Here is a 13,155-nt window from a genome sequence, read left to right as displayed (position 1 = left end):
TGGTGCATAAGAGACGGTGTCAGCATCGGATCATCCATGAGCGAAAGCTGCTAAATGACCACATGAGGTCCTTTTGGTAAAGCGCTACGAGGCCCGTCGTAGAGCGGTTTTTCATGCATTTTCCCTGCTTGGTGATGTTCCACTGGAACAGAGCTTCCCTGCTGTTCGCCATCTCATCCCCTGCGCGTAGCGTAATTATGCGTAACAGCCTAGCGTTTAAAGGATATAAGGAGAAGTCTACTTAAGACGGTACGTCGCAGGGCTATTGGGCATTAGCTCCGAAGACTACCCAGAGCCTACTCCAAGAGCTCAAGTGACTGACGGTGCTTGTCAGCCCCCATCTTATGGATGTTAGCGAGCTTCCAGCGCACGGCGGGCAGTCGATCGACGCCCGACAGCGGAAGTAGCGCCCAGTCAGGCGCCCCTTGCTTGAAGGACATCAGGAAGCGAACGTCCTCATCGATCATTAGCTGCCCCAGCCGCGACAGCAGCTCATCGCGGACGCTCTCCAGCTCCTGCAAAGGAAGGTTAACTCTGGCCATCCCGACAAACTCCTGTCGGTAGACGTCATCCAGTGGTTTCAGTCGCGGATTGATCACTTCGTTCAAGGGCCTGGGATGCCCCAGCAAATAGACCAGGAAGCCTTCGAATACGCTGCGATCCAGGCCGCCTTGGTTCAGCAGCAGCTTCACATCGAAAAGGTCCCGGGGGTGCTGGCGATCCAGCGCGGCGCAGATCTTGCCGCCATACAGGTCCGGCAGTGACACCACCTGCACCGCAGCAAAGCCGTACTCGTCCTCCACGGCTTCAACGACATCGCGCTCCTGGGGTGGGTGCAGGGTGCCACGCAGTACCGGCGATACCTCGACCTTCACCTGACTACGCCCTCGGCGTACCAGAATCCTCAGCTCGTCTCGGCGATTATCCTGAAGCTCGGCCCGTACGCCTGGCAGTCGAGCGCTGAAGGTCCCTGCCAGTCGCTGCAGCGCCTCGCGACAGCGTTGCAGGGCCTCGTCACGGGGCTCCAGCGGCAAGTAGGCCAGGTCGATGTCGACTGAAAGGCGGGGTAATGGCTGCACGAAGAGGTTGATGGCCGTACCGCCCTTGAGGGCGAAGCACGGCTCGTCATTGAGGAAAGGCAGCAGCGAGACCAACAGCCTGACCTGTTCGTGGTAGCGAGCTTCAATCGGCATGCAGGAACGCCTCCGGCACCGTCACGTGGTATTCCCTGTCCAGCTTGCCGCCCTGGCAGAGCTGTCGCTTGCCTTTGCCGAGATCCAGTCGACTAGGTTCCAGGCGACCGTACCAGGCATGCCCGGCGTGGCGAGCCAGCACCAGGAAGACCCGCTTGGTTCTCACCGAACGGCACCCCTCTAGCAATACCTGCAGCCGGCGCGGACGCAGCGTATTGAGCCCGCCAAAGGTATCCACCAGCTCACTGCTGAACAGCAGCTCATTCGGCGTCACGGCGATCCACTCTAGGACCGCTCGCTCAGGGGTCGATACCTGTAAGCTGAAGACCCTGCCATCCGGCGCGTAGTCCGTGAAGCTGCCCGGAAGCTGCACCGGTAGGCCCTTTTCGGAGTGGAGCACCATCCGCCCTGCCCACTCGGCATCATTCAACCAACGGGGCAGCCGTGCGGCCTCCTTGCCATACAGATGTGTTGTGCTCTCCCCCATCGGCAGATAGTGGGCAAAGCCATGCAGTGCCAGGGCCGTCCGGCCACCCGCCCAAAGAGGTGGCAAGCCCGTGTCGTCCCTCGCCTGCAGGGCAAAGACAGCGCTCTCCCAGGTAAGAAGCTCCCCCGCTTTGCAGTAAGCGCCGTGCCCCACGCGTTGTAGCCAGCCGCTGCCAACCAGCTTACGCGCCTGATCCGAGGTGACGCCGTGTGACGCCAGCCAAGCAGTCGTCACGACGGCACCATGCGGGATCTTCTGTAGCAACTGGTTTATTTTCACGTACAAAAGCGACCTTAAATTCCGTTTTCAAAAGAAATAATAAACTATTCCGATCCACCTTCAAGATCAGAATCGCCCTACAAGGCCGCTTTTAGCATAGAATTTAAACCATCGAATGGGCGATACCCGGCCCTGCGCAGACACGTCTGCCCGACCTCTTGAATAGGTTATCGAGGCAGCACTTCTTGCGCGTGCCGATCAGCTGGTTTTTGCAGACCCCACTAGGCCGAGCTGTGCAAGACAGAATGCATCATCGGCAATAGCCTTCGTCCGCTACACCAGCAGATTGAGACACAGCAAAATGAGCGCCCTCTGGTATTCGTTGCACTCAGGTCAACAAACACGACGCTCTCTGGCCTCCCTTCGTGCTCCCGCCTTGTTCTAGCGTAGTCAAGCAGTTCCTAAACTAGAACAAGGACAATCAATGTTTACCGACAGCCAGTTAGAGACAGCCAGATCGCTCAGGCACCACTTCCATCAGCATCCCGAGCTGAAGTTCGAGGAGACGCAGACTGCAAAGGTGGTCGCCGAGAGACTGCGCGAGCTGGGTTACCAGGTCACCGAGGGTATTGCGGAGACAGGTGTCTTGGCGGAACTGGATACTGGTCGCCCGGGGCCCGTGATCGCCTTTCGTGCGGACATGGATGCGCTGCCGATTGATGAGGCCAACACCTTTTCGCACTGCTCCACCATGCGTGGACTGATGCATGCCTGCGGGCATGATGGGCATACCGCCACACTCCTTTTGGCGGCTGAAGCCATCATGGAGCAGCGCAGTACCCTGTCAGGGCATCTGAAGCTGATCTTCCAGCCAGCAGAGGAAGGTGGTAACGGCGCGGCACGGATGATCGAACAAGGTGTGCTGGAGAATCCGAAAGTCTCCGCGATATTCGGTTACCACAACCGTCCGAACTTCCCGGCTGGCCAGGTATTCGTAAAACCTGGCCCTGCCATGGGGGGTAACGACACCTTCCGGGTCACTGTCGAAGGGCAAACCGGGCATGCCGCCATGCCGCACCTGGCAGTGGATGCGATCTACGTGGGTACCTCGATCATTCAGCAACTTCAGGGACTGGTCGCGCGTCACAAATCGCCGCTGGAAGCAGGCGTCATTACGATTGCCGCCTTCCATGCCGGTGATGCGGCCAACATCATCCCCGGCGAAGCCGAGATCCTGATCAATATCCGCAGTGACCGTACTTCCTCGCGTGATGCACTGGCCGGTCAACTTGAGCAAGTCATTTCTGGCGTATGCAGCGCGCATGGCGCCAGCTACCGAATGGCGCATGAGCTTGAGATCCCCCCTCTCCTCAATGACGCCGTATGGTCTGACAAGGTCCTCGAGATCGCTCGTCACCATCAAGTCAGTGATGACATCAAGAAGCTGGATTACATGCCGACGATGGGCGCTGAGGACTTCGCCTTCTACCTCAGGGAAATCCCCGGATGCTTCTTCTTCGTCGGCAACGGCGACAGTGCCTACCTGCACAACGAGCATTACGACTTCAATGACGACATCCTGCCGGTCGCGGGCGGTGTCTTCCTGTCGTTGGCCAAAGACTTGCTGGCACGCGATTGAACAAGTCGGTCAGATCAACATAACAAGGACAACAACAATGCAAGCCGTTCTCGCATCCATCGAACGTACAGGGAACAAGCTCCCTCACCCCTTCATTCTATTCACGATTCTGGCAGGGTTGATCATAGTCGCCTCGGCGGTGCTGGATCTACTCGGCGTGTCTGCCGTCAATCCGCAAAGCGATGCCGTGGTACATGTACGTAGTCTTATATCCCCCGAGGGACTGGAATTCATGTTGACCAGCGTGGTCAGCAACTTCATCAACTTCCCACCCCTGGGACTCATTCTGGTCGTCATGTTCGGGATTGGCCTGGCTGACAAGGTAGGCTTGTTATCGACCCTCATGCAGGTCAGCGTCGCGAAAGCGCCTCCGGTCCTGTTGACGTTCTGCGTCTTCATGGCGGGTATCTGCGGCAGTATCGCCTCGGATGCCAACTATCTGATCCTGATACCGCTGGCGGCGATGGTTTACCACTCCGTAGGCCGTCACCCCATCGCCGGCGCCGCGGCGGCTTACGCAGCTGCCGGCGCCGGCTACGATGCCAGCCTGTTCGTGACCGTGGGGGACGCACTGTTCTCCGGTATCACCACGGATGCGGCCAGGCTTGTGGACCCCAATGCCTATGTCTCACCGGTCGACAACTACTACTTCGTCGCCTGCTCGGTATTTGTATTGGCTATCGTCGGTACCCTCGTCATCGACAAGGTGGTGGAACCGCGCCTACAACGCGTCTTGCCCATGGGCAAGGACTTCACGGCACAAGGTGAAAAGCCTGAGTTGAAGCCTGAAGAATGGACCGGCATCAAGCGCGTCGGCTTGGCCACACTGGCCTATGTGGCACTTGTCTTGATCGCGGTGCTACCTGAGGCTTCACCACTGCGCAATGCCGATGGCGGCTTGATCCCCTCTCCGTTCCTCAAGTCCCTCGTACCGCTAATGTTCCTGTACTTCGTACTGATTGGCCTGGTTTATGGCGCGACTGTCGGCCAGATCACCAGCAGTCGCGATGTGCCAAAGAAGATGGCGGAATCTGCCAGCGAGCTGGCCCCGACACTGGTATTGTTCTTCGCGATCTCGCAGTTCATCGCCTACTTCAAGTGGTCCGAGCTGGGGCAGTTCATCGCCATTGAAGGCTCCGATATCCTGCAGAGCACAGGCTTTACCGGTCTCCCGCTGGTCGGTGCCTTCATCGTGATGACGGCAGTGCTCAACATCTTCATGACGAGCGGCTCCGCGCAATGGGCACTGATGGCACCGGTCTTCGTGCCCATGCTGATGATGATCGATTTCGATCCCGCCTTCGTGCAGGCGATGTTCCGTATCGGTGATTCGAGTACCAACATCATCTCGCCGATGAGCCCCTACTTCTCGGTGGCATTGGTCTACATGCAGCGCTATCAACCGGAAATGGGCCTCGGCACTCTGGTGGCTACCATGCTGCCGCTGGCGCTTGGCTTCCTGATCGCCTGGTCGGCCTTCCTGATGCTATGGCTGTCGCTGGGCTGGGCCATCGGGCCGGGGGTCTACATGATGGCGAGCTGAGTCAATGCATCCCCATCATCACCTTCCATAGATAGTCGGCAGCCGGCGTCAGCCGTCTGCCGACTCTGCGCACAAGATTGCCCTGAGTGGCCTCTGCCAAAGGATGCTCGATGGGGATGGCAGACAGGAGGCCCGCCGAGACCTCTTCATGTGCAGCGGCTGCCGTCATGAAGGCGACACCAACGCCAGCACATGCCATCCGACGCGAGATGGAATGCAGATTGCAGCGGTAGGAAGGTGTCGCGACCTGGCCTGCCGTACGGAAGATGTCATTGACCAGACGCTGCGACCCCGAAACCTCCGGCAGGAAGATCAACTTATGACGTGCCAACTCCGCTACGGAGACGCTCTCATGATTTACCAAGGGGTGATCCCTCGCCACAAGAGCACATAGAGGCCCGCGGGCAAAGGAATGCACGACCAGACGTGGGTCTACCACCGGGCCGTAAGTCACCGCGATATCTACCTCATCATGCAAGACCATCTCATGAGGTTCGCGCGGCACATAGATGCCGGTGCGCATATCAATCATCACATCCGGATAACGCTTTGCGACGGTACTCAGCACCGACTTGATGAAGCTATCCACGAAACCATCACCGACAGAGACAGTGACCTGCCCCGTCTGCAGGTTCTTCCAGCGTGACAGCGTATCGCGAAGCTCGGAATTGAGTTGTCGCTGTGCGAGATAACTCTCCAACACCAGCCTCCCCGCCTCCGTTGGCAATACGTGCCGGCCATTTCTCTCGAGCAACGCCACGCCCAGCTCATTCTCCAGACTCCGGATCTGACGCGTCACGACAGAAGGATTCACATCCAGATGCTCCGCTGCCGCCCGAACCCCACCACAACTGCTGACCTCTTGCAGGTAAAGAGCACGCTTGTCCAAGCTATCCATATACCACTACGCCTCTGAGACTTCATCGTCATGTTTGATGACTTGCCCGGGACCGAGAGCCACCTTGTCTTGCAAACTATCCTCGGAAGATAGTATCAAGCTGACAGTCTTCTCGTGTCTTAGCGCATGGCTGATCGCGTACATTTCCCCTCGTTTCACATCTTCGTGCAGGATACTGCGCAATTACCTGCCTCTTTGAAGGTCACAGTCGTCAATCAGGCGAGAAAATGGCGCCGATAAGCCCCCATCCTCAATTGCGGTATACCGAAGCTGGTCAGTAGAGATAACAGTCCATGCGAAATACAACTTGTGATAGCGCTAGAGGTAGCAGCGGCTGACACCGCCGCAAACAAAAATGGCCATCGTGAAGGATTCACGACGGCCATTTTTTCATCACTTTCATCCTTGTCAGTCAAACCCTTAGTCCCCCGCCATAGCTGCAGCCCATCCCCCACGGCTGATTGTTACCCCCCCCCCACTCTTCCAGGACTACACATGTCGCTCTTCGATACCAACACTCAAGCTGACACCACCATCGACCTCGCCAGTTTCCGTGAAGCCCTCGGCCACTTCGCCTCCGGCATCACCACCATCCCCCAGGTCAACGACGAACCAGTCGGGTTCACCTGCCAGTCGTTCTACAGCGTCTCGATGAACCCGCCGCTGGTCTCCTTCAGCGTCAAGGCAAGCTCGTTCAGCTACCCGAAGATTCGCCAGGCAGAGCGCTTCGCCGTCAACATCTTCTCCAGCGAGCAAAGCCATGTCTCCAACCAGTTCGCCATGCGTGGCGCAGACAAATGACAAGGCATCGACTGGCAGCTCTCCCCCCCTCGGTAACCCGATCATCAATGACAGCCTGCACTGGCTCGACTGCACGATTCACGCTGAGCACCCTGCGGGAGATCACCTGATCGTGATCGGGGAAGTGATGGAATTGAACCTGGATGTCGCAGGGGCGGCACGGCCGTGATTGTATTTCAAGGGAGGATATTGCGATCTTTGAGCGACGGGCATGTAACCTCTAAAGCATCGCCACATGAAGAGATCAACAAGGAGTCTGTCAACCACGCGACCTTTCTGCTACTGATTCACCTAGTCGAGACAGCAGGCATCACAGCTTGGCTGGTCGTCGAGACCAAAGGGAACTTGTGGTGCAACATGGACCGCTGATACAACATCTCTAAACAAGTAAAAGCAACCCTCACTAACGACGCAGGGCAACAGCATGGACAAGCTGACGCAGATCCGTGAAGCCATTCGGGTGGAAGAAAGTGCCCAACGTAGTACCTACATATTCAAGGTGGACCGGGCAAGGCACATCAGCGGGCGCATCGCCTTGGTCAAGGTCACACCAGACAATGACCGGCGTAACAGCGACACCTTGAGCATAAGCCTGGAAGGAGCCAATACTTGGTGGCCGATGGAAGGGCCACATAATGGTGAAGCAAGAGTGCTTTCAGTATTTCCCGAAGACAACGAACTGCATATCACCGCCGTCAGGGGGGAATTGCCAGATCAAGAGAGCCGATTACGAATCTACCCGCCCAACTTCATCGAACCGGTGCGTAAGCTCTACTATGATCAGCGCTACCAAGAGCTCGGCCTAGGGATACTGCACTCCTTAGATAGCCGGTCCCCTCAAGATGAGAAAATCCTGCCCAACCCTGTCCCTCTATCCCTTAGAGCCCAGCAACGTGAAGCTCTTAAGCTTCCCTATCGAAGCCACTCCCTACTCATAGGCCCCCCCGGTACGGGAAAGACTTACACTCTGGCAGCGATCCTCGCTCAATTTCTGTGTCATGAGTCAGAGCAGCGCGTTCTGCTGATCTCCAACAGCAATACCGCCGTGGATGATGCACTGGTAAAGGTGGACGAAGCGCTGGAAAAATTGGGTGACGATCAGCGCAAATCACGCTCGGTACGCATCGGTAAGAACTTCACCATGGCCCTCTATGAAGGCCGTGAACACCTTCTCCCCTCTAGCCAGGAACTCACAGACAAGCTGAAGATGCTAGAGAAGCACAAGCCGGACCAGCGCGATGCGGTAGGTTACGACAGTTGGCTGAACCAGTATGAGAAAGTTCGCAGGGAGATCGACGAACACACCAAAGCACTGATGCAAAAGTGTCAGCTGGTGGCGACCACCTCGGCCAGCGCGAGCTTCCGGTTTGAAGCGCTCTATAACCGATTCGACTTGGTTGTCTTCGATGAGGCCAGCCAAGTTTCCCTATACCAGACGATCGCCTTGTTGCCGCTGGGCAGGCGATACTTGTTCTGTGGCGATGACCGCCAACTGCCGCCGGTCTGTGTTGCTCACAAGAACACACAAGCCCAGCGATGGGTAGGAAAGTCCATCTTCAGGCTACGTGACAAGTTTCCCAACTCGTCACAAGTGATGCTCGATGAGCAGGACAGAATGGTAGAAGAGGTCTGTCGACTCGTCAGCGAACAGTTCTACCCAGGAAAACTGAGACTTGCCACATCAGCAGAGAATGAGAGCTGGAAGAGCGAGCGTCGCCGACTATGTGAAACATGGGAAAAACCAGTAGAGGTAGTATTTGTAGACGATACTGCTAAGTGGCGCCAGCGATTCATGGGAGAAGTTCGCGAAGGTTCTGCTGAGATGGCCATTAAAATATATCAGGCACTTTCCAGTGAAAGAATGCAACTGAAATCGGATATCATGATTCTGGCTCCGTTGCACTCACAGCTGCGCATGATACGCCAGAAAGCCAAGAACTCTAAAATTACTAATATACCCTGCTCAACTATCCACAAGGCCCAGGGGCAGCAATATCACACTGTGATTCTTGACGTCATCAACCTTTCCGGAAAAAACCGCTTTTTGACCGATACGCTTTCCAAGGAACTGATCAACGTTGCCTTCAGTCGCGCCAAGGCCAGATTGATTATTTTAGCCCATGAGTCTGACCTTAATTGTCGCTATATAAAGGCTGCGCATAATATAGCAAAGACTCCAAAAACTCAATTCGAGAAAAGTAAAATTGAAACAATTGATCTAAATAAACACATTCCTATTGGAGAACACAATATCGATCAGATCAAAGGAAAGCTCTTACGTCTTGTACTCAAGGATGGCAGCCAAATCATCATTGAACCTATAGGTATACGTGAACGTTATTTAATAGCCATGAGACAAGAAGATGGCCAGAAGACAGAATACTCTCTGCATTTCTTAAATGGAGACTGAAGGATAAGTTAGCCCTTTTCGATATCCATATCCCCCAGAATAAGTGTAAGCGTGCAGAGAACCCAACTAATCAGGGATCAGCTGTCATGATTCAGCTATCGAGGCAGGAGTGAGTTATTGTCAAACCTGATGCATACAGTCAAGCCACTTTTCTGTCAGAGTAGTCGATTAACTGCTCCCCGCTCTAGGTGTAAGCGACCAGGAGTAATGGATAAGGTATTGACAGAAACACTTCGGATCACCCTACCAAGGATTCCTGATGGTACCAGGGGTAACTTTCAGATAGAGCCAAGGGTCATTCTAGGATACTGTGAGCATGCTTTAAGTAGAACGGCTGCACGCTACTGTTGAAGAAACCTCCTCCACCGCTATAGTCACGCAAATCTGCCACCTTTCGGTGGTATCAGCAGTGCCGGTAAATACGGTGCGCTTCGGCAAATCCCCTTAACGCACCACCGCCTGTCAGCCTTGTGCAATGTACATGCCGGCATAGGCTCATGGGAAATACCCAGCTGAGGCCTTGCCAATCAGGTCTCGCACTCCTAGCGCAATAGCTTGTGTAAGGGGTCGATGAGATAGGCTACTAGCTATGACAACTCACCGAGGGTAGGATCGATCATAACGTACCCGATATTATTGGTTGACTTCCTGGCCATGATAAATTAAAGATATGCCATCCTCTTTATTTTCTCCCGTATACCATACAACACTATAGTACAGACGGCACTAATCAATTAGCTTATCCCAAGCGAACAATATACCTGATCAGGCATCGGAGAGCTCCATACTTCTCTGATTATAAGGAACAATTATATTATTCCTCGCCCCCCCCAGCGCCACAGCAATACGTGGGAATATATACTCAAATTCTGGATGATCTTCCTCCATCCACGCCGGGAAATCATGCGACTTAACCGTCTTCAACGATATATTTCCAACATCAATAACTATGCCGATCATGTTACGTACAAACGGAAGAGAAGCACCACCTCCTGTCAACACTAGCACTAACTCTCGACGTGGTGCAGTGCGTAAAACAAACTCATCTACATTCTCAAGAACTTCAACTATCTTCTCTCTCAATTTAGTATGAAATTCATGAATCGAGGGGGATTCCATAAAGTCATCAAGCAATACCTCGATAACATCACCATTAGGGAGAGGAATATTTACGCTCCCCATCTCGAACAACTCCTCTTTATACATTCTTATCTTTCGTTCTAGATCATTGCGAATACGCCGATAATCAGGCAGCTGGAATGAAACATCAGCAAGAGATAACACCTTCTGAACTAGCACACGATCGATATAGTTTCCCGCCATGGGCAAACCGGAGGCCGCTTCTGGAATCTGGTTTGCTAAGTATATATCCTTATCAGTATCGACACGTATACGAAATAGACTAATATCTGTAGTGCCAGCACCTATATCGATAACCATTGAAAGGTTATTTGCTGCACCATCTTCACTAACTAAGGCAGAGGCCACACCCAGAGGCTCAGTGACAGGGCTTCCTATAAATGAGTACTCATAATTCTTCCCATGAATACTATTACATAAACCCTTCAACTTATAAAGCGGAACACCTTCATTTATTTCATCCCCCAACAAGATAGCTATAACTTGAGCATGACCTAGCATGCGGGATAGCATCTGAGAGTATTGACGTGCTTTTATGTCATCAAAGCAAGGCATTGCAAAACGACGTAGGACATTCTTATCATATCCCATATCATCCGTACAATGGTTGAATACCCATGTCAGGTAAACGAGATAGTAAAGAATAATATCACGATAATGAACTTCAATCTCGGTTGGGTTAAACTCTGCTGAAAGTACGTCCTCAATACCATCCTCAGAAAGAAAACGTTTCATATTATCGATACGCTGACGGTTAGCTTCCGAAGCCTCCTGCTCCGATACTTCCAAAGCACTTTTACCGAAATAAACGACACCTTCGTTACTTATATATACTGAAGAAATGAGCAACTCTAACGGTCCATCAGATGGATCTTGGCCTGCTACATCACCGAGTTCTAGTATCTGGAGTTCGTCACCTCCATTTTTTCCCGCGCCATCATGTACCAGAGTCACCTTTGACATGGCAGTACCAAAGTCGATACAGAGTCTTATATCTGGTGAAACAGGCTCATCGAGAATAGGAGGAAAAACAGCTCTCAAGCTTTCGTGATCAAAATCGAGCTCTTTCAAAAGTACTTCGGGAAGACCTGAGGCCACAGTATATATTGGCAGGTCATCTTGTTGATCAGGATCAACTGGCTCAACTTTTGTTTCCTGTGAGGCTGAGACCAAACGAGAGGATACGCCAAGTAAATCGATGGCTGCAGTCAGTGCCTCCTGCTCCGATTCAGTGATGATGCCTGGCAGCTCTTGCTTGCCATCTTCTCGCCCAACCAGACGATCCAGCAAGTTTTCCAGCAGCCACCTTGCTTTATTGTTATCCATGCAACCTCCATTCCCTGATATTACAAGGCTCTCGTAACCTACATCGGCTCAACCAGTGCCTTGACCACTATCCTTTCCCGCCCATAGAGCTTTTGCACGACTTGATCGCGCACTACCCTGACCTCAGTAACACCCGATTGATGCCCGCCAATCATTTCATGACGGGTCCGGCTGTAAGTGATGGTTTCACCCTCAAGCCCAGATGGCTCAAGGCGCCGCATACGACATAACTGGCGCAGTATTGTGGAAAGCTCTACGAATCCGCCGAGCCCCTTGCGAAGGGAAGCCACCGCCACTGGATCATTACTGAACTCCTCAATCAGTGGCAACAAGTTAGTACGCACATTATTTAGCGGGCGGCTGGCGCCTTCACCCTCCAGCAACAGCTGACCTATCAGCATATCCTCATCAGATTTGAGCGACTTTTCCTTCTTACTGTTGTTGGCACGCTTGGTCCCCCCTGAAGCCCACCATTCGGACACCTCGGAATCCAACTCGTGATGCCCCTCAAAGTGACGCTTCAGGTCATTTCCCATACTGGTACGAGTCGCGTACATCACCTTCATGGCATCCAGCATTGCCGTGTCCGTCTGCCCCTGGCGCGCCAGCACTAGACAAGCCTCACGCAAACAAGAGAGCACTCTCGGCTTGACGATCGAATGACTCCGCAAGTGTGTCCATAAGCGAGTCCCAAAATGCATCTTCATAGTGGCTAGCGGCGCATAAGTGGCCGACTCAAGCGCGTAAGAAAACCGCAGCTGTACGACTCGCAGCAGCAGCTCGAAAAGCAGGTCGCACACCTCATTGGCGAGAGCTTCCTCCTTGGCGCCGGTCACATTATGCAAGGCAGCCTTAATGACACGTGTGAGCGATTCACCAGGATTCGCCTTGAGTGACCAGAAGTGATCTTGTGAGACCTCCTTCCAGGCTTGCAGTACCCGCTTGACCCTTCTAAGCCGTACGTCTGCCACTTCGAGCTCCAGGCCATCGAAGCCTTGCTTCAAACCATTGAGGACCCCCAGGTAGTCGACGGAATGGTCCCTCAACATGCCCAGCAATACTTTCCTGGCGTTCTCGGCAGCATCCAGATAGAAGGCTTCACGGATAACATAATCGGCCAACCAAGAAGGCCTGGGTGCTCCCAAGTGAGCCAATGACATGGCGGCATAAGCCTTTTCGTCACCGTCCTGGAGTACATCCATGGAGGCGGGCGGTGATATCATATAAGCCTCGAACCCTTCGAAAACCTCACGACTTCGGTTACGTGCCACGGCAGCAATCCGACCCAGCACGGCGGCCAGCAGTAGGCGTTCGTCCGCGTCCTCTTCATCGCATAGCGTCTGAGCACGCTGCACAAGCACTGCTAAGCGATCGCCCTGGATAAACTCCTGAACTTGTCGAGCCGCCATAACATCAGTCAGCTGATCATCCAACTCACGGAGGGAATCGGCCTCTTGGCGACCCGCAACAAGGTCATGCACCGTCTGGTTCAAGACATT

Annotated in this window: 10 protein-coding genes; 5 read left to right on the top strand and 5 right to left on the bottom strand. The window is 53.7% G+C overall.

What is annotated here, in order from left to right:
• Window positions 1-296: 296 nt before the first annotated feature.
• Window positions 297-1,193, bottom strand: coding sequence for a nucleotidyl transferase AbiEii/AbiGii toxin family protein (locus MKZ40_RS16525; protein ID WP_175090706.1), 897 nt, complete (start codon window positions 1,191-1,193; stop codon window positions 297-299).
• Window positions 1,183-1,959, bottom strand: coding sequence for a type IV toxin-antitoxin system AbiEi family antitoxin domain-containing protein (locus MKZ40_RS16520; RefSeq protein WP_175090707.1), 777 nt, complete (start codon window positions 1,957-1,959; stop codon window positions 1,183-1,185). Before MKZ40_RS16520 ends, MKZ40_RS16525 begins: the two co-directional genes overlap by 11 nt.
• A gap of 424 nt (window positions 1,960-2,383) precedes the next feature.
• Here MKZ40_RS16520 and MKZ40_RS16515 point away from each other — a divergent pair, with 424 nt between their 5' ends.
• The gene (locus MKZ40_RS16515; protein ID WP_175090708.1) at window positions 2,384-3,538 is read left to right on the top strand and encodes an amidohydrolase; all 1,155 of its coding nucleotides are present in this window, start codon (window positions 2,384-2,386) and stop codon (window positions 3,536-3,538) included.
• Window positions 3,539-3,575: 37 nt separating this feature from the next.
• On the top strand, window positions 3,576-5,081 hold the full coding sequence (locus tag MKZ40_RS16510; RefSeq protein ID WP_175090709.1) for an AbgT family transporter: 1,506 nt from the start codon (window positions 3,576-3,578) through the stop codon (window positions 5,079-5,081).
• Window position 5,082: 1 nt separating this feature from the next.
• Here the strand turns inward: MKZ40_RS16510 and MKZ40_RS16505 are convergent, their stop codons facing one another.
• Window positions 5,083-5,979: a LysR family transcriptional regulator gene (locus MKZ40_RS16505; RefSeq protein WP_175090710.1), complete on the bottom strand. Its 897-nt coding sequence runs from the start codon at window positions 5,977-5,979 to the stop codon at window positions 5,083-5,085.
• 495 nt (window positions 5,980-6,474) lie between these two features.
• Here MKZ40_RS16505 and MKZ40_RS17225 point away from each other — a divergent pair, with 495 nt between their 5' ends.
• The 3 genes from MKZ40_RS17225 to MKZ40_RS16490 all read left to right on the top strand — a co-directional run bounded on the left by MKZ40_RS17225 (window position 6,475) and on the right by MKZ40_RS16490 (window position 9,190).
• Window positions 6,475-6,780: a flavin reductase family protein gene (locus MKZ40_RS17225; protein ID WP_217485968.1), complete on the top strand. Its 306-nt coding sequence runs from the start codon at window positions 6,475-6,477 to the stop codon at window positions 6,778-6,780.
• A complete protein-coding gene (locus MKZ40_RS16495; RefSeq protein WP_348994704.1) occupies window positions 6,740-6,949 on the top strand; it encodes a flavin reductase family protein in 210 nt (69 codons plus the stop codon). Before MKZ40_RS17225 ends, MKZ40_RS16495 begins: the two co-directional genes overlap by 41 nt.
• 255 nt (window positions 6,950-7,204) lie before the next feature.
• Window positions 7,205-9,190, top strand: coding sequence for an AAA domain-containing protein (locus MKZ40_RS16490; protein ID WP_175090711.1), 1,986 nt, complete (start codon window positions 7,205-7,207; stop codon window positions 9,188-9,190).
• Window positions 9,191-9,955: 765 nt separating this feature from the next.
• Here the strand turns inward: MKZ40_RS16490 and MKZ40_RS16485 are convergent.
• Together MKZ40_RS16485 and MKZ40_RS16480 are read right to left on the bottom strand one after the other, a co-directional pair.
• Window positions 9,956-11,656 (bottom strand): hypothetical protein, encoded by a 1,701-nt coding sequence (locus tag MKZ40_RS16485; RefSeq protein WP_175090712.1) that lies wholly within the window; start codon window positions 11,654-11,656, stop codon window positions 9,956-9,958.
• A gap of 38 nt (window positions 11,657-11,694) precedes the next feature.
• Window positions 11,695-13,149, bottom strand: coding sequence for a hypothetical protein (locus MKZ40_RS16480; RefSeq protein ID WP_175090713.1), 1,455 nt, complete (start codon window positions 13,147-13,149; stop codon window positions 11,695-11,697).
• Between the last annotated feature and the right edge of the window lie 6 nt (window positions 13,150-13,155).

This window comes from Cobetia sp. BMC6 (genome assembly GCF_029991385.1).
In the GTDB taxonomy this organism is placed as follows: domain Bacteria; phylum Pseudomonadota; class Gammaproteobacteria; order Pseudomonadales; family Halomonadaceae; genus Cobetia.
Note: the sequence above shows the minus strand (reverse complement) of the source record. Positions and strands in the feature narration are given on the sequence as shown.